Origin of the sequence: Stenotrophomonas sp. 169, assembly GCF_014621775.1 — a bacterium.
GTDB lineage: Bacteria > Pseudomonadota > Gammaproteobacteria > Xanthomonadales > Xanthomonadaceae > Stenotrophomonas.
The window spans coordinates 1,164,752-1,190,051 of the sequence record NZ_CP061204.1; the positions used below are offsets into that span (position 1 = coordinate 1,164,752).

Sequence of the window (25,300 nt, forward strand, 5' to 3'; positions counted from 1 at the left end):
CGGGGGCTGCCGTGGTAGCGCCGAGCCATGCTCGGCGGGATGCTGGCGACCACGCGTTCGCCGCTGCGCTCGCCGACCGTGGGTCGGCGCTACGGGGGCTGCCGTGGTAGCGCCGAGCCATGCTCGGCGGAATGCTGGCAACCACGCGATTTCCGCTGCGCTCGCCGACCATGGGTCGGCGCTACGGGGCTGCCGTGGTAGCGCCGAGCCATGCTCGGCGGAATGCTGGCGACCACACGTTCTCCGCTGCGCTCGCCGACCATGGGTCGGCGCTACGGGGCTGCCGTGGTAGCGCCGAGCCATGCTCGGCGGAATGCTGGCGACCACGTGTTCGCCGCTGCGCTCGCCGACCATGGGTCGGCGCTACCGGTTGGGTCAGTGGCTGCGCTGTACGGCGTAGCGGGCCAGGCCGCGCAGGGCGGCGACGGCGTCGTTGTCGGCCAGGCCGTCGAGGGCGCGCTCGGCGGCGGCAGCGTATTCCTCGGCACGGGCGCGGCTGTAGTCGAGTCCGCCGGTGGCGTGGATGGCGGCCAGCACCTCCGGCATTGCCGAGGCATCGCCATCCTGCACGATGCTGCGCAGGCGCTGGCGGGTGCTTTCGTCAGAATGGGCCATGGCATGGATCAGCGGCAGGGTGGCCTTGCCTTCGGCCAGATCGTCGCCCAGGTTCTTGCCCAGCTCATCCGCATTGGCCGAATAGTCCAGCACGTCGTCGGCAATCTGGAAGGCATAGCCGAGATTCATGCCGTAGTCGTACAGCGCCTGCTGGGTGGCCGCGTCAACCCCGCTGGCGAGGGCGCCCAGACGCGTGCCCGCGGCGAACAGCACCGCCGTCTTGCGCTCGATCACCCGCAGGTAGGCGGCTTCGTCGGTATCGGGGTTGTGGACGTGCAGCAGCTGCAGCACTTCGCCTTCGGCGATGCGGTTGGTGGTGTCGGCCAGGATCTGCATGACCGGCATCCGGTCCAGTTCCACCATCAGCTGGAAGCTGCGCGAATACAGGAAGTCACCCACCAGCACGCTCGGCGCGTTGCCCCACAAGGCGTTTGCCGTACTGCGACCACGCCGCAGGCTGGATTCGTCCACCACGTCGTCGTGCAGCAGGGTGGACGTGTGGATGAACTCGATGATCGCCGCCAACTGGTGGTGCTCCGGGCCCGAACCGCCCACCGCGTGGCCGGCCAACATCACCAGCATCGGCCGCAGGCGCTTGCCGCCGGCCGAGATGATGTGGTCGGCGATCTGGTTGATCAGCACCACATCGGAAGAAAGCCGGCGCCGGATCAGGGCATCGACGGCGGCCATGTCGGCGGCAGCAAGCGACTGGATCTGGGGCAGGCCCAGGGCGGCACGGGTGTCTTCGAGAATGGTCATGCGGTCTGGCTTCAAGGCTCGCTGTCAATTATAGGCGCTGGCCGTGAATTCGGGCGCATGGGGGCAGGACGGGCGCGGCGAGCGGACCTTGCGGTGCAGTGGCCGGCCGCCTTTGCCGTGAATACGTATGCAGGCATCCCCCTGTCATGGCCCCCGCCGCTAAGCTTCCACCGATGCATTCCGGCCCGCGTCCCTGCGCTGGCCCACAGAGCCCGGAGGGGGCCAGATGTCCAATACGCCATGGTGGCGCGGCGCCGTGATCTATCAGATCTACCCGCGGAGTTTCCTCGATGCCAACGGTGACGGCGTGGGAGACCTGCCCGGCATCATCGAGCGCCTGGACTACATCGCCGCGCTGGGCGTGGATGCGATATGGGTATCACCGTTCTTCAAGTCACCGATGGCGGATTTCGGCTACGACATCGCCGACTACCGCGACGTCGATCCGTTGTTCGGCACGCTGGACGACTTCGACCGATTGCTGGCCAAGGCGCATGCGCTGGGGCTGAAGGTCATGATCGACCAGGTCCTCAGCCATACCTCCAGCGAACACGACTGGTTCCAGGAGAGCCGCCAGGACCGCAGCAATCCGAAGGCGGACTGGTATGTGTGGGTGGATCCGCGCGAAGACGGCACGCCACCGAACAACTGGATGTCGCTGTTCGGCGGCGTTGCGTGGCAGTGGGAACCGCGGCGCCAGCAGTACTACCTGCACAATTTCTTCGCCGAGCAGCCGGACCTCAATTTCCACAACCCGCAGGTGCAGAACGCGACGCTGGAGAATGTCCGCTACTGGCTGGACCGCGGCGTGGATGGATTCCGCCTGGATGCGATCAACTTCTGCTTCCATGACCGGCTGCTGCGTGACAACCCGCCCAAGCCGGTGGAGAAACGCGTAGGGCGTGGCTTCAGTCCGGATAATCCGTACGCCTACCAATACCACTATTTCAACAATACGCAGCCGGAGAACCTGCCGTTCCTGGAAGACCTGCGCGCACTGCTCGACCAGTATCCGGGGGCTGTCAGCCTGGGTGAGATATCGTCGGAGGATTCGCTGGCAACCACCGCCGAATACACCACCGACACCCGCCTGCACATGGGCTACAGCTTCGAACTGCTGGTACAGGATTACAGCGCAGCGTATATCCGCGAAACCGTGTCACGCCTCGAAGTGGCGATGACCGAGGGCTGGCCGTGCTGGGCGATCTCCAACCATGACGTCGAGCGTGCGGTGACCCGCTGGGGTGGCCATCCGGCCGATCCTCGCCTGGCGCGGATGCTGGTGGCGATGCTGTGTTCGCTGCGCGGATCCATCTGCCTCTACCAGGGCGAAGAGCTGGGCCTGGGCGAAGCGGACGTGCCCTTCGAGGCGCTGCAGGACCCGTATGGCATCACGTTCTGGCCGAACTTCAAGGGACGTGATGGCTGCCGCACGCCACTGCCCTGGAACGACGATCCTCGGGCGGGTTTCACTACGGGCACCCCGTGGTTGCCAATTCCAGACGCACACCGGGGAGTCTCCGTGGCGACACAGGAGAAAGACCCGGCCTCGGTACTCTCCGCCTTCCGCGCATTCCTCGCCTGGCGGAAGACACAGCCTGTGCTGCTGCATGGCGCAATCAGCTTCCTTGAATCGGCCGAGCCGGTCCTGCTGTTCCAGCGCACCCTCGCCGATGAGCAGCTGCTGCTGGCCTTCAACCTCTCGGGGGTGTCGGTGCGCCATGCGCTGCCCGCTGGCCTGTGGCAGGCTGTAGCGATCCCTGGGCCGGATGCGGGGATGACCGATGGCACCGAACTGGTGCTGCCCGCGCACTCGGTGTTCTGCGGCCGACGCATCGGCTGAACGATTTCTCCGTTGGTGGTACTTGAGGGACGTCGCTGTAAAAAGCGACGTCCCTTTTTTAATGGACGCTTTCCATTGTCCTTTTCACCATCAGCGCGACGTTTTCCGACCCGCCAACGAGCCCTTCGCTCAGGGCCATTCTGCACCAAGGCAGTCAAGCTTCATGCTCACTCACCAATAGCGAGAGCGCTATGAAGTTCCATCGAATCATGTTTGTCACAGCCAGTGTTCTGCTGGCTGCTTCTGTGTTCACGGCCCAAGCCTCCGAGCAACCCTTTCGTGACCCGTCAGATGATGCCATCTGCGTGGATGCTTTCAGCCGCTCCCCCGCTGCGGCATCCTGTCAGCTCACGAAGGTCGAATACAGGGCTGGCAGTGGCGGCACGTGCCACCTATGGGCAGGCTGCCGACGCGATGACGGCAGTTCGGCGGCCGCGTTCGGGGCCTTCCCTGCCGCAAATGTGTATCGCGTGTGCAACAAGGACGGCAAGTTGGTCGCGGGCTGCCCGGGCTGACTCAACCAAGAGGGCCCGCTGCGCTGGCAGCGGGCCCTCTTGTTTCAACGCTTGAATATCTCAGAACTTGTAGTTCACGCCCAGCATGTAGGTGCGACCCCACTCGACATATTCCAGCGGCCGGTCCGTCGTACCGGCATAGGTGCGGTACGGCTCGTTGGTCAGGTTCGTCCCCTGCAGCAGCAGCGTCAGGCCGGCCATCGTGCTGCTGTCGCTGAAGGTATAGCTGACCTGCGCGTCGGTCACGTTCTCGCCGACCACGTAGCGCAGCGTGCGGTTGCCGTTGAAGTTGCCGATCTCACCGATGAAGTCCGACCGGCGACGCTGGCTGACGCGTGCCTCGAATCCATTACGCTCGAAGTACGCGGTGAAGTTGTACACGCGGTCGGACAGGCCGGGCAGGGCAATGGGGTCGCTGCCGACGCTGGAGGCGCTTTCAGGATCCAGGATCTCGATGTCGCTGTCATTGAACGTCGCACTGGCCTGCACGCCGAAGCCGCGCAGCGATTCGGTGAACATGTCCAGCGGCAGCGAGGCAGTCAGTTCCAGGCCGCGCAGCGTGCCGCCCTTGCCGTTCTGCGGCGAGGAGAACGTGCCGGTCTGCAGCACCGGCGACACCATGCCCGGCGGCGGCACATAGCTGGCCAGCAGGTCGGAGAAGTCATAGTCATCGACCGACTGCGTGTACACGTAGCTCTTCAAGTCCTTGTAGAACACGGCGGCGGCCACGTAGGCACGCTCGGCGAAGTACTTTTCGTAGGACAGGTCGAACGCGGTGGCACGCCACGGATCCAGCAGCGGATTGCCGCCGCTGCCACCCGGACGGCCGGTGGCGGTGTCCACGCCGAACTCCAGGCCGGCGCGCATCTGGTCCACGCGCGGACGCGCCACCTGCTTGGCGGCAGCGAAACGCAGGGTCTGCTGGTGCGGGAACATGAAGGCCAGGTTCAAGCTCGGCAGCCAATCCTTGTAGGTCTTGCCGGCGTCGATCGGGAGCACGTTCTGGCCAACGGGGCGCGAGCGGTCGAAGTAGTTCGACTGCGAGCTCTGGTCGGCATGCTGCATCTGCACGCCGATGTTGCCACGCACGCCCACCACGCCGATATCGGTATTGATGTTGGCGCGCAGCCACGCGGTGGTGATTTTCTCCTGCACCGTCCACGACTTCGGGATCAGATAATCCAGGTCGGTGACCGGATTGAACACCATGTAACGCGACACGGCCGCCGGTACGTTCCAGGCCGGGATATAACCGATGCCGGCAAAGCCCAGGTTCACCCGATCACGCTGCAGGTCGGCGGCGATGTTCGCATCCCCCTGTGCCCCCAGCAGGATGTTGCCCTCGGCCTGGGTCTTGTCCTTCTGGCGGTCGGCGTAGTTGACGCCGATATCGAAGTCAGCGAATACCGGGGAAAGCGCTTCCGGCGCGGGCAGCGTCAGGGCGACGCGCGCGCCCTTCAGGCGGTCTTCCACCGTGGGCACCTTGCCGTAGCCGGAGCCGTAGATGGTGTTGGTCAGGAACAGCGCATCGGGGTTGGAATAGTCAAGGCCCGGGGTGATCTGCGAGAAGCCGTTCGGGTTCACCACCAGGCCGATGGTATCCAGCTGTGGCATCGGGGTCAGCTGCAGGTTGTTTTCAAGGTTCAGCTCATCGCGGGTGGCCTTGGAGTAGTTCACATCAGCCACCAGCTTGACGCCATTGCCGAAGGTGAACTCGTTGTTCCAGCCGAACGCATCGATCTTGTCTTCGCGCTTGTTGTACATGCCGCGCACCAGCGGATAGACACCACTGGCCGTGCCGCCCGCGAAGGTGCCGTCGGCATTCACCTGCGGATTGCTGATCAGAAGCCCTGGCGTGTAACCGCCATTGAAGTTGCTGAGGTTGACCTCGAACTGGTTGGCCGTGTCGATCTGCTCGGCTTCGGTGTGGAACGCATCGAAGGTGCTGGTCCAACTGTTGGATGGGCGGAACTGGACGGTGGCCATCAGCCCGTCGCGCTTGTTGTTGCCGGTGCGGCGCAGCGCCTTGATGCCGTCGCTGAAGGCCACGCCGGGTGCCAGGCCCGGGCGGTTGCCGTTGTCGGTGTTCTCGGTGGTCCACGGCTCGTACAGGCCGACCTGGTTTTCCTGGATGGGCATATCGCTGTGCGCGTAGCCGATGGCAATACCCAGGGTCTTGTCGAGGAACTGGTCGATGTAGCTCGCGCTGAAGCGGTTGCCGAACTCATCCACGCCAGCGGCATCGCCCAGCGAGCTCTTCTGGTAGCGCCCGCTCACCGCGATCACGCGGTCCGGGAAACTCAAGGGACGCGCGGTCTGCATGTCGATGGTGCCCGACAAGCCCTGGCCGACGAGTGCCGCATCCGGGGTCTTGTAGACGGTCACGCCGTTGACCAGCTCGGACGGATACTGATCGAACTCCACGCTGCGGTTGTCGCCGGTGCTGACCACTTCGCGGCCATTGAGCAGGGTGGTGGCGAAGTCGGGCGACAGGCCGCGCACGCTGATCACCTGCGCACGGCCAGCGACACGCTGGGCGGCCAGGCCTGGCAGGCGGGCGAGCGATTCGGCGATGCTGACATCTGGCAGCTTGCCGATGTCTTCGGCGGAGATCACTTCCACCACCGAGGTGGCGTCCTGCTTTGCGGCGATGGCGTTCTCGATGCCGCGGCGGATGCCGGTGACCTGCACCGCGTCCAGGTTCGTCGCTGACGCACCGGTCTGGCCGGCGGTGGTGGACGTGGTGGACTGCGCGAATGCGAGTACCGGTGACAGTGCGACGGCCAGCGCCAATGACAGCGTGTTGCGCTTGTGGTTCGACATTTCCCCTCCCAGGCAATGTTGCCGAATCTAGTAGTGGTCCGCGCCGGCACGGCCGATACGGGTCGCGGCACGGTGGCCGCTGACTGCGTCGCTATGGTATGCAGCGCGCCGGGTAGTGGAATCAGCCTGCATACGTATTCAATGCAGTTGCATGCGGTGTAAGCGATTACATGTTGGTGATGACGGCGACGGGGTGTGGGTAGTGACGGCCGCTGTCCATCAGCGCGTGGCCCTTCAGAGCGGAATGAAGCGGATTGCCTGGCCGCCGCCGGGACCGAGGATCAAGGTGAGCTGGTCGGCGCTGGTGACCTCGCGGGTTTCGCGCGCGAAGGCAAAAGGACTGCTGCGGAAATCCGCACCGTCGCCATCGCGGTAGATCTCCGCGCGGTAGCGCACACCCGGCTCCAGGAAGCCCAGCGACACCGGCAGCACGCGGCCGTGTTCATCGGTGATGCTGCCCAGGAACCAGTCACGGCTGTTGCGGTCGCGGCGCACGATGGTGACGAAGTCGCCGACCTCGCCGTCCAGCACGCGGCTCTGTTCCCAGTCCACCGCGACGTCCTTGATGAACTGGAACGCGTCGCGGTGCTGCAGATAGTGCTCCGGCAGATCGGCAGCCATCTGGATCGGGCTGTACAGCACCACATACAGCGCCAGCTGGCGGGCGAGGGTGCTGGGAATCGCCTGGCCGTTGCGTCCCTTCAACGACAGGATGCCGGGGGTGTAGTCCATCGGCCCGGCCAGCATGCGGGTGAACACCAGGTTGACCTCATGCTCCGGGGGATTGGGCGGCTGACCCCAGGCGTTGTATTCCATGCCGCGCGCGCCTTCGCGGGATATCCAGTTCGGATAGGTACGGCGCAGGCCGGTGTCTTTGATCGGCTCGTGCGGGTTCACTGACAGTCGGCGCGCGGCCGCTTCCTGCACTACCTTCAGATGGTGGCGGGCCATGAACTGGCCGTCGTGCCACTCGCGCAGCAGCGGGCCACCGGCCGGGTTGCGCCGGTCCACTTGGCCGTCATCGCAGACATACCCGGTCTTGAAAGAATCCACGCCCAAGCGCGCATAGAGGTCCAGCGCCGCGCCCAACTGGTCTTCGTAGTGTTCGATGGCGCAGCCGGTTTCGTGGTGGCCGACCAGGTGCACGCCTTTTTTCGCACCATAGGCGGACAGCGCCTCGATATCGAAATCCGGAGTGGCGCGGGTAAAGTCGAAGTCGTAGCCGTTGCCCACCCAGTTGCCGTCCCAGCCAGGGTTCCAGCCCTCCACCAGCACGCCGCGGAAGCCATTGGCGGCGGCGAAATCAATCACCTTCTTCGTCTTCGCAGTCGTTGCGGCATGGCGCGGGCCAGTGGCCCAGCTTTCTTCGTCCAGGTGCATCGACCACCACACGCCAAGGTACTTCGACGGCTTGACCCAGCTCACATCACCCAGCGCATTGGGCTCATTGAGGTTGAGGATCAGGTCCGATTCCACCAGCCCGCCTGCGCGGTCAGCGATCTGCAGGGTGCGCCACGGCGTGCTGAAGGGCAGGGTGCGGCGGACCTTCCAGCCCTCTGCCGACGGCGAAAGCTGCGCGCGCAGGCGCTGGCCATCCGTGCGCCGCAGCCACATCCCGGCGTAGTCCACCAGCGCTGCCTCGTGGATGGCCACGTGCAGGCCGGAGTGGCTGCGCAGGGTGATCGGCGTGTGTGCCAGCGGCACTTCCTGCAGTGGCGTGCGCGCATACAGGTACTCATAGTGGATCGGCTCGCCGGCCGGGATCCACCACGCCGTGGACGGCTGGGCGATGGCGAACTCGGTCAGCTCTTCGTCGATGATCGCCTCGGTCATTCCCGGCTGCTGCGGGAACACGTAACGGAAGCCAACGCCGTCGTCGTAGACGCGGAAAACCACGTCCAGCCGACGCTTGTCACCGGTGGTCTGGCGCAGCGATACGGTGAGTTCGTTGTAGTGGTTGCGGGTGACGCGGCGCTCGCCCCACGGCTGCTCCCACGTTTCATCGAAGGCGCGGATGCTGCTGCCGATGATCTCGAAGTCGCGGTCCAGCCGGCCATCCCGCAGCTCGAAGCCGAGCTTGGACCCCTCCACCACGGCATCGCCGAGTCGCTCCACCTGGTAGCGGGCGGTGCCGCCATCCAGCTGCAGCGTCACTTTCAGGATCTTTGCGGGCGATTCCACGCTGGCCGATGGCAGGGTGGCAGCCAGCAGCACCGGGCTGGCGAGCAGCAGGGCCACGCCCAGCCAAGGCGCGGTTCGGCCACGCAGCAACAACGAAAACAGTGACATGTCCCCTCCCAGGGCAATGCAGGAACTGCGCCGACCATAGCCCAGCCGTCAGGGGCGCCTGGCACCCCGCGCCATGAATACGTATGCAGGCGGGGCGTGCCCTGCGAACGCCGTCTACCATGTCCGCACGATGCCTTGAGGGAGGCGTTGCGCCCCCGTCGGCCGCTCGGCAGGCAGGGACCTACAACATGCAAAGAGGGAGGGAGGGTGACAGGCGCAAGCCGGTCGTCCGCTTCGATGCTGAAGATGATCTGCCTGACCGTCGCCATCGCGACGACGCTGGGTTCGGCCGCGCATGCTGCCGACCTGGAATTCGACGGCCGCAAGGCGCATGCCGAATCCGTGGCCGGTGGCGGCTTCGTGCTGCACACGCCGGATCGCCAGGTGCGCATTGCCGCGCAGCCGATGCGCAGCGACACCGCCAGCCCGACGTTCGACGCCCTGTTTGCGCTTGCGCAGCAGGAAATGGACCAGGACCGCGTGGAGGCGATCCGCGATCCGTCTTTCGACGAAGGCCGGCCGGTGCCGTGCGACTGCTTCAAGACCGGTGCCAACTGGCCCTACGTATGGACCCGCGATGTGAGCTTCGCTGCCGATCTGGCGCTGGCGCGGCTGGATCCGCAGCGCACCCGACAGTCACTGCAGTTCAAATTGTCCGAATCACGCGATGGCCATACTGCCGGCCTGTTCGTAGCGCAGGACACCGGCTCCGGTGGCAGCTGGCCGATCAGCAGCGACCGGGTGGTGTGGTTCCTGGCCGCACGTCATCTGCTGGATGACAAAGGCTTTGCCGAGCAGGTCTGGCAGGCGCTGCAGGGCACGCTGGCACAGGACCGTGCGATGGTGTTCGACGCCCGCATCGGCCTGTACCGTGGCGAGACGTCATTCCTGGACTGGCGTGAGCAGACCTATCCCGACTGGACCCGTGAGGACGTGCGCTTCATCGGCGACTCCTTCGCGCTGTCCACCAATGTGCTGCATTACCAGGCCCTGCGGCTCGGCGAGCAGCTGGCGGGCCAGCACGGTGATGGCACCCGCGCGGCGCAGTACAAGGCCTGGGCCGATGCGCTGGCACCGCAGATCGATGCACGTTTCTGGCGCGAAGACGCCGGCCAGTACATGAGCTACATCGGCGAGGCGGCGCATCCGGTGCCCTACGCGAAGTACGACCTGCTGGCCACGTCGCTGGGCGTTCTGGCTGGCGTGCTGCCAACCGAACGCGCACGCCGCGCGCTTTCGGCGTATCCCGCGAGTGCCGCGGGCAGCCCGGTGGTGTGGCCGCAGGAAGGTAACCAGCCGGTCTATCACAACCGCGCGATCTGGCCGTTCGTCAGTGCGTACTCACTGCGTGCCGCGCGGGTGCTCGACGATGCACTGCGGATCCAGCGCGAGATCGAATCGCTGATGCGCGGTGCCGCGCTGGCAGGTTCTAACATGGAAAATTACGAACTGCTGACGCAGAAGGTCCACGTCGACGAGGGCGCCCTGAGCGGCCCCGTGGTCAACTCCGAGCGCCAGCTATGGTCGGTCGCGGGATACCTCGATATGGTGCTGCAGGGCGTGTTCGGCATGGAATCTGATGGCCGGGTGCAGCCAAAGCTGCCGGTGGCCCTGGTGCCGGAGCTGTTCGGTGCACGTGAACGGATCACGCTGCAGATGGACGGCAAGCGCTATGTGCTGCTGAAGCCGAAAGCGCTGCAGGGTGAGCTTTTGATCGCCGGAAAGGTGCAGCGCAGCGGTGACACCACCACCGTGCAGTTGGTGCCGGCCCCCGCGTTGGGGCCCGCGCAGCGCATCGCCGCCGACCGCCCAGCTGCGGCCGCAGCTGCCTACGCACCGGCAACACCGGCGGCACCTGTCGCGCGACAGATGGGCACCCACTGGACCATCGGGGTCCCGGCCCAGCACGTGCTGTGGCGCGATGGTGCCGCGGTCGCCGTACAGGGTGGAGAGATGCATATAGCCAACGACGGCCTGCAGCACTGCCTCAGTCTGACCCACCGCCAGAACGCGCTGGAATCACTGCACAGCCCGACCACCTGCATCGGCCCGCAGCAGCGCCTGCCTGGGGCGCAGACGTGGTCATGGACGCAGCCCGCTGCGGGACGCGTCCGCGTGCGCCTGCAGTTCAACAACCCCAACGGCCCGATCAATACCGGTGTCACCGCCGCGGTGAAGCAACTGGCGGTCACCTGCGCCGGCCAGCCTGCGCAGTCCCACACGGTGGTGATGCCGCACAGCGTGGCCGTGCAGGAATCCACCGCCGCCGAGTTCGACCTGCCGGCAGGCACGTGCGCGATCCAGCTGCAGGACGGTTTCAACATGAGCGCGCTGCAGCACTTCGCGCATTACACCGGTGGCAAGGGCGGCCGCGCGGGCGTGCTCAACGACGCCGAGGTCAAGGCGTTGCTGCTGGTGCCGATCGCCGCCGTGGCAGGGGGCCACCCATGAGCCGTCCCGCTGTTGCCCGTCCTCACAAACCCCAGCTGTCGTTCTGGCAGATCTGGAACATGTGCTTCGGTTTCCTCGGTATCCAGTTCGGCTTCGCGCTGCAGAACGCCAACGCCAGCCGCATCTTCGAAACCTTGGGCGCGTCGATGGAAGCCGTGCCCGGTCTGTGGATCGCTGCGCCACTGACGGGTCTGCTGGTGCAGCCGATCGTCGGCTATCTGTCCGACCGCACCTGGACGCGCTGGGGACGTCGCCGCCCCTTCTTCATGATCGGCGCGGTGCTGACCACGCTGGCCCTGCTGGTGATGCCCAACTCGCCGACGCTGTGGATCGCGGCGGGTACGCTGTGGGTGCTGGATGCGTCCATCAATGTGTCGATGGAGCCGTTCCGTGCCTTCGTCGGTGACCAGCTGGCACCGCGCCAGCGCCCCACCGGGTTCGCGATGCAGAGTTTCTTCATCGGGGTGGGCGCCATCGTGGCCAGCTTCCTGCCCTTCATCCTGGCCCACTTCGGCGTGGCCAATACCGCCGCGCCGGGCGAAGTGCCGGACACCGTGCGCTATGCGTTCTACTTCGGTGCGGTGGTGCTGCTGGCGGCGATCACCTGGACAGTGCTGAGCACGCGCGAATACTCCCCGACCGAGCTGGCCGGCTTTGCCGATGCCGAGCCCCCGCACGCGCACGCGGTAGCCGCGCGCGGTGTGCCGCCATGGGCGCAGATTGTGCTGTGGCTGCTGGTGGGGGGCGTTCTTGCGGCACTGATCGCCTGGCAGGGCGGCGACAAGATGCTGTACGCCCTGGCGGGGCTATGTGCCGCTTACGGCGTGCTGCTGGGCATTGCCCGCTTGCTTCCCGGCACGCACATGCTGGCGACCATCGTCGACGACCTGCGCAACATGCCGGGCACCATGCGGCGGCTGGCGTGGGTGCAGTTCTTCTCGTGGTTCGCGCTTTTCGCGATGTGGATCTACACCACGGCGGCGGTGGCCGGCACCCATTTCGGCTCCACCGATCCGCAGTCGGCCGCCTACAACGAAGGCGCGAACTGGGTCGGCGTGCTGTTTGGTGCCTACAACGGATTCGCCGCGTTGGCTGCGTTGGTGATCCCGTTGATGGTGCGTGCCATCGGCCTGCGCTGGAGCCACCTGGTGAACCTGTGGCTGGGAGGTGCCGGTCTGGTGTCGATGATGTTCATCGACGATCCGCACTGGCTGCTGTTGTCGATGGTGGGCGTGGGCTTTGCCTGGGCCTCCATCCTGTCCCTGCCGTATGCCCTGCTGTCGGACAGTGTGCCGGCGGCGAAGATGGGCGTGTACATGGGTATCTTCAATTTCTTCATCGTGATCCCGCAGCTGGTGGCCGCCAGCGCGCTCGGCTTTGCGCTGCGTGCGTGGCTGGGTGGCCAACCGATGCAGGTACTGGTGCTGGGCGGCTGCAGCCTGCTCGTGGCCGGCCTGTGCGTGCTGCGTGTTCCGTCCCGTCCGGAGGTGGTGTGATGCGTGTGCGTCTGTCTGTTGCGGTAGGTTTCGCCCTGGTCGCTGGCCAAGCGCTCGCCGCGCCGCGCCCGGAGTACGTGGGTACCACCGAACCGTTCGCCAGTGATGCGGTGTACTTCGTGGTCACTGACCGCTTCGTCAACGGCGACCCGTCCAACGACCACCGTGATCAGGGCGGCAAACATCCGACCTTTGATATCCCGGTGCCGTGCCCGGACAAGGTGGATGGCAACATCGGTTACCTCGGTGGTGACTTCAAGGGCGTGCTGGACAACGCGGAGTACATCCGCAACCTGGGCTTCGGCGCGGTGTGGATCACCCCCATCGTCGACAATCCGGACCAGGCGTTCACCGGCAGCAAAGAGATCAGCTGCACCAGCACCCTGACCGACCGCGGCAAGACCGGGTATCACGGGTACTGGGGCACCAACTTCTACAAGGTGGACGAGCACCTGCCCAGCGCCGGCCTGCAGTTCGCCGACTTCACCAAGGGCCTGCACGCGGCCAAGTTGAAGGTGGTGCTGGATATCGTCGGCAACCACGGCTCGCCGTCCTGGACGATGCCGGTGCGCCAGCCCCAGTTCGGGCAGATCTTCGACAAGGACGGCACGCTGATCGCCGACCACGAAAACCAGGCACCGCAGCAGCTGGACCCGGAGCACAACCCGCTGCACGCGTTCTACAACAACATCGGGCCGGTGGATGCGTCCAAGGGCTCGATCTTCGACGGCAACCTGGCCGAGCTCGGCGATTTCAACGAACACAATCCGGCGGTGATGGATTACCTGGTCGGCGCTTACCTGCAGTGGACCGCACAGGGCGTGGATGCACTGCGCATCGATACCATCGGCTGGCTGCCGCACCCGTGGTGGAACGAGTTCGTGCGCCGCGTGCGCGCCGAGCACCCGGGCATGTTCATGTTCGGCGAAGCGTTCGACTACGACGCGGCGAAGATCGCCGAGCACACGTGGCCGGCGAACGCGAACGTCAGCGTGCTGGATTTCCCCTCGCGTGGGGCGATGGAGGAGACGTTCGGCTTGAAGCAGAAGGGATTCGAGACGCTGGCCGAGCCGCTGCACCTGCTGGGCGGACCGTACGCCAACCCGTACGAGCTGATGAGCTTCTACGACAACCACGACATGCCGCGGCTGGATGCCAGCGATGCGGGCTTCATCGATGCGAACAACTGGCTGTTCACCGCGCGCGGTATTCCGGTGCTGTACTACGGATCGGAAACCGGCTTCATGCGCGGCCGCGCCGAGCACGCGGGGAACCGTGCGTACTTCGGCCAGCCGCGCGTAGATGCCGCGCCGCAGAGTCCGATTTTCGGCCCGCTGCAGCGCGTGGCGAAGCTGCGCGAAGCCACCCCGGCGCTGCAGCGCGGCCTGCAGGTCAATGAACGCCTGCAGGGCAATGAGGCGGTATTCTTCCGCGTGCTGCAGTACGACGGGATCAAGCAAACGGCCCTTGTGCTGTTGAACAAGGGGGACACGAACGCGCGCATGGAGGTGACCCGCTACGTGCAGCCCGGCACCTGGCGCGACGCACTGGACGGCGGCAGCGTGGAAGTTTCCGGCACCCTGCAAGCCGATGTCCCCGCGCATGGCATCAAGGTGTTCGTGCTCGACGCGCCCGTGCAGCAGGACGCCCTGCGCGCCGAGCTCGACCGCGCCATGTCCGACCAGCACGCCCGTAGCCGAAAGCTGGCCACCCCCTGACCATTCCGCACCTGCGTCGGTGTGTGACGACCGTTGGTCGTCACGCTGTTGCCCCCGCTCCGGTAGTGACGGCCGCTGGCCGTCATGCACTTGCTCTTGAATCACCCACCACGGCAGCCCGGCACCCCGTTCTGACGGCCAGCGGCCGTCACTACCCGATATCTGCGTCGCGGCGCTGGGTACAATCACGCTTCCGCCCGCCGTGCTCCACCCGCCATGACCGACCTCCCGCCCAAGACCCCGATCGAAACCCTGCTGCAGACCGCCATGGCCGGCCAATTGCCGATCAAGGCCTTTATGCAGGCCTTCGTCGCCTCCGAGGTGGTGCTGCTCACCGGTAGCTTGGTCACCCCCGATGGCAGCGGCTTCGACCCGCTGCTGTTCGACAAGCAGGGCGTGCTGCACGTCGCCGTGTTCACCGATCCGGCGCGTGTCGGTTTCCATTCCGAACAGGCCCCGCACCAGATCCGCTGGCTGATGCTCGACGTGCTGCGCCGCGTACCGGGCGGCTATGGCGTGGTGATCAATCCGGGCACGACGCTGGGCTTTGAGATTTCGCCTGCGGGTGTGGGTGAAATACTCAAAGACTTCGCGTAATGGTAGCCGTCCCGAAGTCCGGCGCCCTGGCAATGAAGTACGTCGCGTTGGGCGGGACCCTTCTGTCGGTAGAGCCGACTTCAGTCGGCTGCTCTGCAAGGAAGCCGACTGAAGTCGGCTCTACCTGCGCCCGACTGATGCCGCCGCGTACCGGGCGGCTATGGCGTGGTGATCAATCCCGGCACCACGTTGGGGTTTGAGATATCGCCTCCGGGCGCTGGTTAAATCCTCAAGGGCTTCGCAGCGTAGTAGCAGTTCGATCAAATTTTGCATCGCCGGACAGGCCAGCTTTGCGTAAATTGGATCATTGAATCGGGCGTTGGCGTGATCCCCAGGTCAGATATGGGCGACCAGCAGACCGTCGCTGTTTTTGATCACCTTCCGGTGATTGCTCAACTGAACTGGAGTGTTTAATGGTTGATTTCGTCAAGGCGCTCCGTCAGGGGATGGCAGCCAAAGAAAATGCCGACAAGAACCAAGAGGAGATCAGGGGAATTCTGGCCAAGGCGAGCGCGCAGTTCGTAGAGGCAGGTTTACCGGGATTCGCTTTCAAGGTCGATTCGGTCATGAAGCTGACGGCGGATTCATTGAAGAAGCAGCGCGCTGGTATGCTTGGCATGACGCTCGGCGACAGGCTTGAATACGAGCATTCTCACTACGTTCTGAAGGCCATGATTGGAGATCATGGAGTTGAACTTTGCGAGTGGGGTCGATCGGATGGGGGTTACCCGATCAAGCTGAAATACTCTGGTCGTGAAGTGACATGCCGTGACGGGGGCGGACTCGAAGTTGCGTTGACCGAGCTGTTGGCGACCGCATACGCTGGCAGAGAAATTGCCAAGCTCTTGACCGAGGCGGGCGCTACGATGCCGAGGCTGACGTCGGCAAGTCTCGAATAGACTGATGAACGATCCAGAGCGCGCGCGCGTCAGCGCACTCTGGAACAGCGTTTACAGACGGCGACGCGTCACCCGGCGTCAGGCTTTTCATGTGGATACCACACCAGTGAACTGCCATTGTTCAGTGCTTCTTCGTAGAAGCAGGCAAAGCCGCGGTAACTGTCCGTGTTCAGCACGTCTACCTGAAGCCTGCCGCAGCGCATGTTCTGGATTTCATGCATGCCGAACTGCTCGCATTCGGCCAGTGCTGCCTCGAACGCGTCCTCCTCGCTGGACTGGGTGAGGAAGAGCATGCAGTTGTGGCGCTGACCGACCTCCGGTGCATTCCAATCGAAGGCCGCAGTGCCGGAGTATTCCCCAGAGAATCGGTACACCATCACTACCCGGTCTGGCACATCTTCAGCCGCCATCATCATCCTTTCTGCACCGCTGCGATGATTCGCGCAGCACCAGTTTCACCGGGATGCTCATCCCCTCGGCGGTTTCACCGGCCACCAGCGCTAACAGTTTTTCCACCAGCAGTTGCCCCGCCTGCTTGGTGTCCTGCGCGACGGTGGTCAGCGGGGGCGATACGGAAGCGGCCAGCGGAATGTCATCGAACCCGGTGACCATGACGTCCTGCGGCACGCGCAGGCCGTGTTCGCGCAGGGCGCGCAGTGCGCCGATTGCGATCAGGTCACTGGCCGCGCAGATCGCATCGAACGGCACATCACGCGCCAGCAGTACTTCGCAGGCGGTCTGGCCATACTCTTCAGTGGTGATCGCATCGACCTGCAGCTGCGGATCGGCCAGCAGGCCGCGAGCTTCGAGCGCGGCGACATGTCCGCGATAACGTTCCTCGAACTCCGGGTAATGGCTGGACGCGTGGCCCAGGAAGGCGATACGCGTGCAGCCCTGGTCGAGCAGATGGGCGGTGATGTCGAAGCCGCCCTGGTAGTTGTCGCTGCCGATCGACACGCCGGGCTGGCCGGGCAGGGCGGCGCCCCAGCGCACGAAATGCGTGCCTTGCGCCACCAGCCGCTGCAGGCGAGTCAGGGACTCGTGGTAATCGCCGTAGCCGAGCAGGATGATGCCGTCGGCCTTGTTGCTGTCTTCGTAATCAGTATGCCAATCGGTGGACAGCTGCTGGAACGACACCAGCAGGTCGCGGCCGTGCAGCGCGCAGGCGCGGGTGATCGAACCCAGCATGGCGTGGAAGAATGGATTGATCAGCGAATCGTCGGTGGTGGGGTCTTCGAAGAACAGCAGCGCCAGCGTGCCGGCATTGCGCAGGCGCAGGCTGGAGGCGTTCTTGTCCACCTTGTAGTTCAGCTCGCGGGCGATGGCGATGATGCGCTCGCGGGTTTCGGCATTGACCATCGGGCTGCCGCGCAGGGCACGCGACACCGTGGGCTGGGATACCCCGGCCAAGTGGGCGATGTCCAAGGACGTGGCTTTGCCTTTGATGGTCATGAATGCGGCACTGGGATGATGCCGTCATGATGCCATGGGCTGATACGAGTGGCCGGGTGCCGGGATGGTGTTGGGCGACGCCGGGTAGCCACCTGCGCGGGAGCGCAAGGTGGCGGACGGTGCGAGGTCACAGTACCGGCTGAGCATAACCCCCCAATAGCCCGGTGGATCCGAAGATCCCCGCGCACCGCCCGCCATGGAAATCAGCGGGAGATGCATACTCTGCCCTGACTGCAAACAAGGGCAAAGCGCGGGGCGGTACTGCTCAGGTGGGGACTGTGATCCCCGCTGGCCTCGCTGGACCAGCCCCGTCATCCTGCGCAGGAACGCCCCGAGCGGCTATGGGCAAAGCTGCAATCTGCAGGTGCACGCCGCCGAGCACGGCTCGGCGCTACCAGCCCCAGCTGCCCCCAAGCCCGGACGACCCCGCAACCCGGTAGCGCCGAGCCGCGCTCGGCGGGATGCCAACGCAGGTCCAACGTCGCGGCCGCCGCCCGGAAACCCCATACCGCCGACCCCCGCTCGGCGGGTCCCCACAAGGGCAGAACCCGACCCCGCACGACCCAATCCCGCCCGAGTCCAACGCCCGTCCGGTGGTAACATGGGGCGTTCTGCAATCCCCCCAATTCACTGGGGTGGTCCCGCGCCGGCGCCCCCAAGGCCCGCCCGGACCGTCCCCGGACAACGGAAGAACACTCCTATGGCGCGTGGCATCAATAAAGTCATCCTGGTCGGCAACCTCGGCAACGACCCGGACGTGAAGTACACCCAGGGCGGCATGGCCATCACCCGTATCAGCCTGGCCACCACCAGCGTCCGCAAGGACAAGGATGGCAACCAGCAGGAGCGCACCGAGTGGCACCGCGTGGTGTTCTTCGGCAAGCTCGGCGAAATCGCCGGTGAATACCTGCGCAAGGGCAGCTCGGTGTACGTCGAAGGCAGCCTGCGTTACGACAAGTACACCGGTCAGGATGGCGTGGAAAAGTATTCCACCGACATCATTGCCGATGAAATGCAGATGCTCGGCGGTCGCGGTGAAGGTGGCGGCGGTGCAGGTGCAGGTGCAGGCGCCGGTGGCAACTACGGCGGCGATCGTCCGCAGCGCCAGCAGGCCCCGCGCCAGGAATACGGCGGCGGTGGTGGTGGCGGCGGTGGTCAGCGCCAAGGCGGCCAGGGTGGTCAGGGCGGCGGCTACGGCCAGCAGCGCCCCCAGCAGCAGCCGCAGCAGGCGCCGCCGATGGATGACTTCGCTGACGACGATATTCCGTTCTGACGGAGCGTCTACTGCCAGCTTTCAAGACATTTCAAAAAGCCCCGTTTTGACGGGGCTTTTTTGTGGCCGACGGATCGGTCGACGATCCCCCGCGCGCGCCGTCTTGTGCCCCGCAGCATGCGTTTTCGTGCACTGCGTCTTGCAAAAAATCAATGATGTCCTCTATGGTGCAATCGATTGCATTGAAGCAAATCGATAGCGTTTGAAACCGGTTGGGAGGCCGGCAGGTGGATGTCCATCCATTCGAACGGACCGGCCCAAGCCCCGGGGTTCACGCGACGGGATGCGCTCCGCATGGCCTTGGCCGGTAGCGCGGGCTTGGGTGCTGCCAGCGTATTAACCGCGCGCGCCACACCCGTCGCCACACGGCTCAAGGGCAATCTCAAGCACTCCGTCGCCCGCTGGACTTTCCCGCAGCAGTCGGTCGCGCAACTCTGTCAGACGGTCAAGGACATCGGTTTCTCCGCCATCGATCTGGTCGGCCCGAAGGACTGGCCCACGCTGAAGGCCCATGGCGTGTACAGCTCGATGTGCAACGGCGCGGAGATCAGCCTGGAAAAGGGCTTCGCCGACCGCCAGTTCCACGATGAACTGGTAGCACGCTACACGCGGCAGATCGACCTGGTGGCTGATGCCGGCTACCGCAACCTCATCTGTTTTTCCGGCAATCGTAACGGCAGGGACCCGCTGCAGGGCATGGCCGATGCCGAGGCCGGACTCAAACGCATCCTCGGACACGCCGAGAAGCGCGGCGTCGTGCTGGTGATGGAGTTGTTGAACTCCAAGGTCGATCATCCGGATTATCTGTGCGACCACTCTGCTTGGGGCGTGGCACTGTGCCAGCGGCTCGGGTCGGCGCATTTCGGCCTGCTGTACGACATCTACCACATGCAGATCATGGAGGGCGACATCATCGCCACCATCGGCAGGCATCACGCGTACTTCAAGCATTACCACACCGCGGGCGTGCCTGGCCGGCACGAAATTGGAGACCAGCAGGAACTCCATTATCCCGCCATCTGTCGCGCGATCCGCGACACCGGTTTCGATGGATATCTGGCGCAGGAATTCATGCCTGCAGCGCCCGATCCCGTCGGTTCGCTGCGCGAGGCAATACGCCTCTGCGACGTCTGAAACGATATCCACCAAGGTGAAGTAGACCCCATGGCAGACAATCATTACGACGCGATCGTCGTCGGCTCCGGAATCAGTGGCGGTTGGGCAGCAAAGGAACTGACCGAGAAAGGACTCAAGGTGCTGATGCTCGAACGCGGACGCAACATCGAGCACGTAAAGGGCTACGTCAACGCGATGAAGGAGGCTTGGGATTTCCCGCACCGCAACCGGCCGACCCAGGCGATGAAGGCCGACTTTCCGGTGCTGATGCGCGATTACGGTCTTGCCGAGAATCTTGAGGGCATGTGGGCCGACGAAAAGGACTCGCCGTACGTCGAGACCAAGCGATTCGACTGGTTCCGTGGTTATCACGTGGGTGGCCGATCGCTGATGTGGGGGCGGCAGAGTTATCGCCTGTCGGATCTGGATTTCGAGGCCAACCTCAAGGATGGCATCGCCACCGACTGGCCGATCCGTTATGCCGACATCGCGCCCTGGTACGACCACGTGGAGAAGTTCGCCGGCATCGCCGGCACGCGTGAGGGGCTGGACGTGTTGCCGGATGGCGAGTTTCTGCCGCCGATTCCACTGAACATCGTCGAAAAGGACGTGGCCGCGCGGATCAAAAAGGCATTCGGCGGCACCCGCCACATGATCCACTCGCGCACCGCCAACATCACCCAGCCCAAGGTGGAGCAGGGCCGGGTCAACTGCCAGTACCGCAACAAGTGCATCCTGGGCTGCCCCTTCGGTGCCTATTTTTCGACCCAGTCGGCGACGTTGCCGGCGGCGATGAAGACCGGCAACCTGACCTTGCGGCCCTTCTCCATCGTCAAGGAAGTGCTGTATGACAAGGATCGCAAGCGGGCGCGTGGCGTGGAGATCATCGATGCCGAGAACGGACAGACCTATCAGTACACGGCCAATGTCATCTTCCTCAACGCTTCGTCGTTCAACTCCAGCTGGCTGCTGATGAACTCGGCCACCGATGTCTGGGAAGGCGGGCTGGGCTCTTCGTCCGGCGAGCTGGGGCACAACGTGATGGACCATCATTTCGGTGCCGGGGCTTCCGGCCGCGTCGAGGGGTACGATGACAAGTACTACTTCGGGCGCCGTCCTTGCGGCTTCTATATTCCCCGCTTCCGCAATGTGGCCACCGACAAGCGCGGCTACCTGCGCGGGTTCGGTTACCAGGGCGGCGCCAGCCGCAACGGCTGGTCACGCGAGATCGCCGAGCTGAACATCGGCGCCGACCTGAAGGACGCGCTGACCCAGCCGGGCGACTGGCGCATCGGCATGACCGGATTCGGCGAGATGCTGCCCCATCACGACAATACGATCCGCCTGGACAGTGACAAGCGAGATAAGTGGGGGCTGCCCGTGTTGGCGATGGACGTGTCGATGCGCGCGAACGAAACGGCCATGCGCAAGGACATGGCCGCCGATGCCGCCGAGATGCTGGAGGCGGCCGGCGTGAAGGACGTGGAGATGCACGACCACGACTACGCGCCGGGCAAGGGCATCCACGAAATGGGCACCGCGCGCATGGGCCGTGACCGCAGCAACTCCGTGCTGAACCAGCACAACCAGGTCTGGGATGCGCCCAACGTCTATGTCACTGACGGCGCCTGCATGACCTCCAGTGCCTGCGTGAATCCTTCGCTGACCTACATGGCGCTGACCGCACGGGCAGCTGACCATGCAGTGCGCGAGCTGAAAGCGGGGAACCTGTGATGGACCGCCGCGAACTGCTGAAGATGATCGTCGCGGCCACCGGCGCGGCGATGGTGGGCCTGCCTGCGTTGGCCCATGGTCAGGCGCCTGCTGCCGGAGCGAAGCGCGCCTTCTCCGCCGCCGATGTCGCCATGCTGGATGAGATCGCTGAAACCATCCTGCCGCGTACCCGCACACCGGGGGCGAAGGATGCAGGCGCCGGTGCCTTCATGTCGACATTCGTCAACGACTGCTACACCCCCGCGCAGCAGACGACGTTCCGCGCCGGCCTGGCCGATATCGACAAACGCGCCGGCGGCCAGTTTGTCGCGCTCACCGGGCCCGACCGCACCGAGTTGCTGCGCACGCTGGATGCGGAGGCCAGGAAACGCGCTGTCGACGTGGACGAAACCGGAATGACCGGAGCGGGAGAAAAAATGCCGCACTACTTCACGATGATCAAGCAATTGACACTCTTCGGTTTCTTCACCTCGAAGGTCGGCGCGACCGAGGTGCTGCAGTATGTCGCCGTGCCGGGTCGCTACGACGGCGACGTGCCCTATGTCCCCGGCACGCCGGCGTGGGCAACCGGCTGATGGCCCGCCACGAAGCGCTTACTCGTCTCTTTCCGGGAACTACGATGATCAAACCCTTGCTGATGGCTACCGGGCTGCTCGCGGCGGCGCCTGCGTTCGCGCAGGCCATTGACGCGCCCGCGCGCGATCCGACCAGAACCGAGGTGTGGACGCCGGTGCCCGCGACCGTGGCCACGCCCGTGGGGAGGGCGCCTTCCGATGCGATCGTGCTGTTCGATGGCAAAGACCTTTCCGCTTGGGAGTCGGAGCAGGGCGGACGCGTGCCGTGGCGTGTCGATGACGGTGCGCTGACCGTGGTGCCGGGCAGCAAGGGCATCCGCACCCGGCAGCGGTTCTGCGATATCCAGCTGCACGTTGAATGGCGCTCGCCCAGCGCGACCGCAGGTTTCGACGGCCAGAACCGCGGCAACAGCGGCATCTTCCTGCAGGAGCTGTACGAACTGCAGGTGCTCGACAGTCATCACAACCCGACCTATGCCAACGGCCAGGCCGGCTCGATCTACAAGCAGGCGATGCCGCTGGTGAACGCCTCGCGTGCGCCGGGGGAGTGGCAGGCCTACGACATCATCTGGAAGGCGCCGCGCTTCTCGCAGGGCGGTGGGCTGATCTCACCTGCGCGCATCACCGTGCTGCACAACGGCGTGCTGGTGCAGGACGATACCGTGCTGGCGGGCAGGACCGAATACATCGGCGCCCCTTCGTACGCGCCGCATGACTGCGCGCCGATCTCGCTGCAGGAACACGATTCCAAGGTCAGCTACCGCAACATCTGGGTGCGCGAACTGTAGCGGCGCAGCGCGGCGCCGCGCCGGGATACTACTTCGCCAGATAGCTGGCGATGTCGTCGATCTCCTGCTGTGTCAGGTGAGAAAAGGGCGGCATCAGGCCGCCGCCTTTGCTGATCTTCTCTTTGATCTCTGCGGGCTGCAGCCGCTTGCCGACGTCGGTGAGTGCGGGGAACGCGCCCGGCATGCCCGCGCGGTCAGCGCCGTGGCAGGCCGTGCAGTGGGTTGCGTAGAGCGTCGCGCCGGCGGCGGGGTCGTCCTTGCTCCACGCCGCGGTGGCAAGCGTCGACGCCCATAGCACCACGGCGATTTTCAGGATCTTTTTCAAACGGGGCTCCTTGGCGTGCTAGCGCGGTGCGCTGGCTGGCAGGGTGGCGGTCAGGTGATTGCGCAGGTAGTCCGCGCCGGTCTGGATGACCGCGGCCGGATCACGCGGATGGTCGTGCTCGACGATGTACCACTGCACGCCAGCCGCTTTTGCAGCAGGCAGGATCGCGCGCCAGTCCAGCACGCCCTGGCCCACAGCGGCGAAGCCGCCTTCGTCTTCGGCGCGGCCTTTCGGCGCATTGTCCTTGGCGTGAATCGCGAACAGGCGGCCTTGGAATTTTGCCAGCATCACGGTCGGGTCATGGCCGGCACGCGCCACCCAGGCCACGTCCAGCTCGGTCTGCAGATCGGGGCCGGCCGCTGCGAACAGCAGTTCCAAGCCTGTCCGGCCATCGAAGTCGACCAGTTCGAAGTCGTGGTTGTGGTAAGCCAGGTGCATGCCCTTGGCCCGCAACCGCGTCGAGATGCGGCCAAGTTCCTCGCCCAATGCGGTCCAGCCGGCCGCATCGGTCGGCCGATCCTTCTCGTCCAGATACGGCACCACCAGCGTGGTATTGCCGACCGACCGGTTGAAGGCGACCGCGCCGTCCAGATCCTTGCGCAGGTCGGCCAACTGTACGTGGGAGGAAATGACCTTTATCGAATACTTTTCCAGCAGTTGCTTGAGTTCCACGGCGCTGACGTTCTGCGTGCCGACCGTCTCCACTGCGTCCACACCCGCGTCGTGGACGATCTTCAACTGTTGGTCGAGCGTGCCCGCGTCGCGCAGCGTGTACATCTGCACGGCAATGGGCTTCTGCGGGGCGGTCGCTTCGCGTGCGAAGGCGGGCAGGGCGGCGAGCACCAGCAGTGCGAAGGTGGCGGTCCGGCGTGCAGCGATGTTCATCAACACATCCTCTTGGGATTCAACCGATGGGGGTCCAGGCGCGTGTCCTGGCCGATGCGATGACGCGGTCGACGATCCGTGCCGAGCGCACGCCGTCTTCGAAAGTGGGAAGGCCCTGCGGCTGCTCGCCGTGGATAGCGCGATAGGTGTCGGCGACGAACGCCTCGAAACAGGTCGCGTAGCCCTGCGCATGCCCGGCCGGCAACACCGACAGGCGGCGCTGTTCGGCACTGCCGGCGCCCGGCCCACGCACGAAGCGCTCCTCGCGCTGGTCAGGCCGGCCGATCCACAGCCGTTCGGCGTCCTCCTGGTTGAACGCGACGCTCGCCTTGGCGCCATCGATCTCGAACCAGAGGCGGTTGTGGCGTCCCGCCGAGACCTGGCTGACCGTCAACGAGGCGAGCGTGCCCGTGCTGGTTCTGAACATCGCCGCCGCCACGTCCTCGCTCGCGACCGCCTGCATCGCGCCGCCCGCGGCCGGTGTGCTGAAGCTCTGCCCGGTGAGCGTGCCGCGCTCGTCGATCACGGTGGCGAACGCCGCGCTGACGTCGACGAAGCGCTCGCCGCCGACCCATTCCACCAGGTCGCACCAGTGCGAGCCGATGTCGGCGAACACGCGCGAAGCACCGCCCAGGACCGGGTCCACGCGCCAGTTGTTGCTGGCAGGGTCCAGCAGCCAGTCCTGCAGGTAGCTGCCGTGGATCAGGTGCAGCGGGCCCAGTTCGCCCTGCGCGATACGCTCGCGTGCCTCACGCACCACAGGGTGGTAGCGGTAGACAAAGGGCACCGTGGCGACCAGACCGCTCGAGGTGGCCAATGCGGCCAGCGCCTGCGCGTCTTCGAGCGTTGTCGCCAGCGGTTTCTCACAGATCACGTGCTTGCCGGCTTCCAGTGCCGCCTGTGCCATGGCGCGGTGCAGATGGTTGGGTGTGCAGATGTGCACGACCTGTACCTGCGGATCGGCGAGTAGCTCGTCGATATCGCGATAGCCGCGCGGGACATTCCACGACTGCGCAACCTCACGCGCGCGCTGTGCGGAAGAGGCAGCGACACCGCGGACCGCGGCCCCGGCCAGCAGGGCCGCGCGACGGTGCACGGCGCCGATCATGCCGGTGCCGACGATGGCGATTCCGAGTGCGTGCATCGG

The 25,300-nt window shown here is 65.2% G+C and carries 19 protein-coding genes and 1 pseudogene; 12 read left to right on the plus strand and 8 right to left on the minus strand.

The features are described 5' to 3' along the window. Positions 1 to 375: 375 nt before the first annotated feature. Positions 376 to 1,374, minus strand: a complete 999-nt coding sequence (locus ICJ04_RS04945; RefSeq protein WP_188326440.1) for a polyprenyl synthetase family protein — start codon at positions 1,372 to 1,374, stop codon at positions 376 to 378. 226 nt (positions 1,375 to 1,600) lie between these two features. On the opposite strand from ICJ04_RS04945, the gene ICJ04_RS04950 reads away from it, so the two are divergent. Further along, positions 1,601 to 3,217 (plus strand): alpha-amylase family glycosyl hydrolase, encoded by a 1,617-nt coding sequence (locus ICJ04_RS04950; RefSeq protein ID WP_188326441.1) that lies wholly within the window; start codon positions 1,601 to 1,603, stop codon positions 3,215 to 3,217. A gap of 575 nt (positions 3,218 to 3,792) precedes the next feature. On the opposite strand, the gene ICJ04_RS04955 is transcribed toward ICJ04_RS04950, so the two are convergent. Both ICJ04_RS04955 and ICJ04_RS04960 read right to left on the minus strand, forming a co-directional pair. After that, positions 3,793 to 6,555 (minus strand): TonB-dependent receptor, encoded by a 2,763-nt coding sequence (locus ICJ04_RS04955; RefSeq protein ID WP_188326442.1) that lies wholly within the window; start codon positions 6,553 to 6,555, stop codon positions 3,793 to 3,795. Positions 6,556 to 6,789: 234 nt separating this feature from the next. Beyond that, complete coding sequence (locus ICJ04_RS04960; protein WP_188326443.1) at positions 6,790 to 8,844, minus strand: glycoside hydrolase family 97 protein; 2,055 nt, start codon at positions 8,842 to 8,844, stop codon at positions 6,790 to 6,792. 237 nt (positions 8,845 to 9,081) lie between these two features. Between ICJ04_RS04960 and ICJ04_RS04965 the strand changes: the two genes are divergently transcribed. The 6 genes and pseudogenes from ICJ04_RS04965 to ICJ04_RS04985 all read left to right on the plus strand — a co-directional run bounded on the left by ICJ04_RS04965 (position 9,082) and on the right by ICJ04_RS04985 (position 16,005). Next, on the plus strand, positions 9,082 to 11,295 hold the full coding sequence (locus ICJ04_RS04965; protein WP_188326444.1) for a Six-hairpin glycosidase-like protein: 2,214 nt from the start codon (positions 9,082 to 9,084) through the stop codon (positions 11,293 to 11,295). Further along, positions 11,292 to 12,791, plus strand: coding sequence for an MFS transporter (locus ICJ04_RS04970; RefSeq protein ID WP_188326445.1), 1,500 nt, complete (start codon positions 11,292 to 11,294; stop codon positions 12,789 to 12,791). Before ICJ04_RS04965 ends, ICJ04_RS04970 begins: the two co-directional genes overlap by 4 nt. Continuing rightward, positions 12,791 to 14,509, plus strand: a complete 1,719-nt coding sequence (locus tag ICJ04_RS04975) for an alpha-amylase family glycosyl hydrolase (protein ID WP_188326446.1) — start codon at positions 12,791 to 12,793, stop codon at positions 14,507 to 14,509. The genes ICJ04_RS04970 and ICJ04_RS04975 overlap by 1 nt, the downstream gene beginning before the upstream one ends. Before the next feature lie 216 nt (positions 14,510 to 14,725). After that, positions 14,726 to 15,106 (plus strand): SseB family protein, encoded by a 381-nt coding sequence (locus tag ICJ04_RS04980; protein WP_188326447.1) that lies wholly within the window; start codon positions 14,726 to 14,728, stop codon positions 15,104 to 15,106. 141 nt (positions 15,107 to 15,247) lie between these two features. Further along, positions 15,248 to 15,331 (plus strand): annotated as a pseudogene (locus ICJ04_RS18515) (SseB family protein); the annotation flags it as partial. 188 nt (positions 15,332 to 15,519) lie between these two features. Then, on the plus strand, positions 15,520 to 16,005 hold the full coding sequence (locus ICJ04_RS04985) for a hypothetical protein (RefSeq protein ID WP_188326448.1): 486 nt from the start codon (positions 15,520 to 15,522) through the stop codon (positions 16,003 to 16,005). A gap of 68 nt (positions 16,006 to 16,073) precedes the next feature. Here the strand turns inward: ICJ04_RS04985 and ICJ04_RS04990 are convergent, their stop codons facing one another. Then, positions 16,074 to 16,418: a hypothetical protein gene (locus ICJ04_RS04990; protein WP_188326449.1), complete on the minus strand. Its 345-nt coding sequence runs from the start codon at positions 16,416 to 16,418 to the stop codon at positions 16,074 to 16,076. Further along, positions 16,405 to 17,457 carry a LacI family DNA-binding transcriptional regulator gene (locus ICJ04_RS04995; protein WP_188326450.1) on the minus strand — a complete coding sequence of 351 codons (1,053 nt, stop codon included), beginning with the start codon at positions 17,455 to 17,457 and terminating at the stop codon, positions 16,405 to 16,407. The genes ICJ04_RS04990 and ICJ04_RS04995 overlap by 14 nt, the downstream gene beginning before the upstream one ends. A 700-nt stretch (positions 17,458 to 18,157) precedes the next feature. Between ICJ04_RS04995 and ICJ04_RS05000 the strand changes: the two genes are divergently transcribed. The 5 genes from ICJ04_RS05000 to ICJ04_RS05020 all read left to right on the plus strand — a co-directional run bounded on the left by ICJ04_RS05000 (position 18,158) and on the right by ICJ04_RS05020 (position 22,943). Beyond that, the gene (locus ICJ04_RS05000; RefSeq protein ID WP_188326451.1) at positions 18,158 to 18,730 is read left to right on the plus strand and encodes a single-stranded DNA-binding protein; all 573 of its coding nucleotides are present in this window, start codon (positions 18,158 to 18,160) and stop codon (positions 18,728 to 18,730) included. Positions 18,731 to 18,961: 231 nt separating this feature from the next. Next, positions 18,962 to 19,864 carry a TIM barrel protein gene (locus ICJ04_RS05005; protein ID WP_188326452.1) on the plus strand — a complete coding sequence of 301 codons (903 nt, stop codon included), beginning with the start codon at positions 18,962 to 18,964 and terminating at the stop codon, positions 19,862 to 19,864. A 30-nt stretch (positions 19,865 to 19,894) separates the two neighbouring features. Further along, positions 19,895 to 21,580 (plus strand): GMC family oxidoreductase, encoded by a 1,686-nt coding sequence (locus ICJ04_RS05010; RefSeq protein WP_188326453.1) that lies wholly within the window; start codon positions 19,895 to 19,897, stop codon positions 21,578 to 21,580. Next, entirely contained in the window at positions 21,580 to 22,155 is a 576-nt protein-coding gene (locus ICJ04_RS05015; RefSeq protein ID WP_188326454.1) for a gluconate 2-dehydrogenase subunit 3 family protein, read from the plus strand. Before ICJ04_RS05010 ends, ICJ04_RS05015 begins: the two co-directional genes overlap by 1 nt. A 44-nt stretch (positions 22,156 to 22,199) precedes the next feature. Continuing rightward, complete coding sequence (locus ICJ04_RS05020; RefSeq protein ID WP_188326455.1) at positions 22,200 to 22,943, plus strand: DUF1080 domain-containing protein; 744 nt, start codon at positions 22,200 to 22,202, stop codon at positions 22,941 to 22,943. 28 nt (positions 22,944 to 22,971) lie between these two features. Here the strand turns inward: ICJ04_RS05020 and ICJ04_RS05025 are convergent, their stop codons facing one another. The 3 genes from ICJ04_RS05025 to ICJ04_RS05035 are packed head-to-tail and all read right to left on the minus strand — an operon-like array spanning position 22,972 to position 25,297. Then, positions 22,972 to 23,268, minus strand: coding sequence for a cytochrome c (locus tag ICJ04_RS05025; RefSeq protein ID WP_188326456.1), 297 nt, complete (start codon positions 23,266 to 23,268; stop codon positions 22,972 to 22,974). A gap of 18 nt (positions 23,269 to 23,286) precedes the next feature. Further along, on the minus strand, positions 23,287 to 24,153 hold the full coding sequence (locus ICJ04_RS05030; protein ID WP_188326457.1) for a sugar phosphate isomerase/epimerase: 867 nt from the start codon (positions 24,151 to 24,153) through the stop codon (positions 23,287 to 23,289). Positions 24,154 to 24,172: 19 nt separating this feature from the next. Then, positions 24,173 to 25,297 (minus strand): Gfo/Idh/MocA family oxidoreductase, encoded by a 1,125-nt coding sequence (locus tag ICJ04_RS05035; RefSeq protein ID WP_188326458.1) that lies wholly within the window; start codon positions 25,295 to 25,297, stop codon positions 24,173 to 24,175. Positions 25,298 to 25,300: the final 3 nt, after the last annotated feature.

What these genes read in the sequence shown, in the direction of transcription:
- ICJ04_RS04980 (WP_188326447.1), top strand. Translation starts at nt 14,726, where the DNA reads ATGACCGACCTCCCGCCCAAGACCCCGATCGAAACCCTGCTGCAGACC.
- ICJ04_RS04995 (WP_188326450.1), bottom strand. Translation starts at nt 17,457, where the DNA reads ATGACCATCAAAGGCAAAGCCACGTCCTTGGACATCGCCCACTTGGCC.
- ICJ04_RS04945 (WP_188326440.1), bottom strand. Translation starts at nt 1,374, where the DNA reads ATGACCATTCTCGAAGACACCCGTGCCGCCCTGGGCCTGCCCCAGATC.
- ICJ04_RS05015 (WP_188326454.1), top strand. Translation starts at nt 21,580, where the DNA reads ATGGACCGCCGCGAACTGCTGAAGATGATCGTCGCGGCCACCGGCGCG.
- ICJ04_RS04955 (WP_188326442.1), bottom strand. Translation starts at nt 6,555, where the DNA reads ATGTCGAACCACAAGCGCAACACGCTGTCATTGGCGCTGGCCGTCGCA.
- ICJ04_RS05035 (WP_188326458.1), bottom strand. Translation starts at nt 25,297, where the DNA reads ATGCACGCACTCGGAATCGCCATCGTCGGCACCGGCATGATCGGCGCC.
- ICJ04_RS04960 (WP_188326443.1), bottom strand. Translation starts at nt 8,844, where the DNA reads ATGTCACTGTTTTCGTTGTTGCTGCGTGGCCGAACCGCGCCTTGGCTG.
- ICJ04_RS05005 (WP_188326452.1), top strand. Translation starts at nt 18,962, where the DNA reads ATGTCCATCCATTCGAACGGACCGGCCCAAGCCCCGGGGTTCACGCGA.
- ICJ04_RS04970 (WP_188326445.1), top strand. Translation starts at nt 11,292, where the DNA reads ATGAGCCGTCCCGCTGTTGCCCGTCCTCACAAACCCCAGCTGTCGTTC.
- ICJ04_RS04950 (WP_188326441.1), top strand. Translation starts at nt 1,601, where the DNA reads ATGTCCAATACGCCATGGTGGCGCGGCGCCGTGATCTATCAGATCTAC.
- ICJ04_RS04975 (WP_188326446.1), top strand. Translation starts at nt 12,791, where the DNA reads ATGCGTGTGCGTCTGTCTGTTGCGGTAGGTTTCGCCCTGGTCGCTGGC.
- ICJ04_RS04985 (WP_188326448.1), top strand. Translation starts at nt 15,520, where the DNA reads ATGGTTGATTTCGTCAAGGCGCTCCGTCAGGGGATGGCAGCCAAAGAA.
- ICJ04_RS04965 (WP_188326444.1), top strand. Translation starts at nt 9,082, where the DNA reads ATGCTGAAGATGATCTGCCTGACCGTCGCCATCGCGACGACGCTGGGT.
- ICJ04_RS05030 (WP_188326457.1), bottom strand. Translation starts at nt 24,153, where the DNA reads ATGAACATCGCTGCACGCCGGACCGCCACCTTCGCACTGCTGGTGCTC.
- ICJ04_RS05010 (WP_188326453.1), top strand. Translation starts at nt 19,895, where the DNA reads ATGGCAGACAATCATTACGACGCGATCGTCGTCGGCTCCGGAATCAGT.
- ICJ04_RS04990 (WP_188326449.1), bottom strand. Translation starts at nt 16,418, where the DNA reads ATGATGGCGGCTGAAGATGTGCCAGACCGGGTAGTGATGGTGTACCGA.
- ICJ04_RS05000 (WP_188326451.1), top strand. Translation starts at nt 18,158, where the DNA reads ATGGCGCGTGGCATCAATAAAGTCATCCTGGTCGGCAACCTCGGCAAC.
- ICJ04_RS05020 (WP_188326455.1), top strand. Translation starts at nt 22,200, where the DNA reads ATGATCAAACCCTTGCTGATGGCTACCGGGCTGCTCGCGGCGGCGCCT.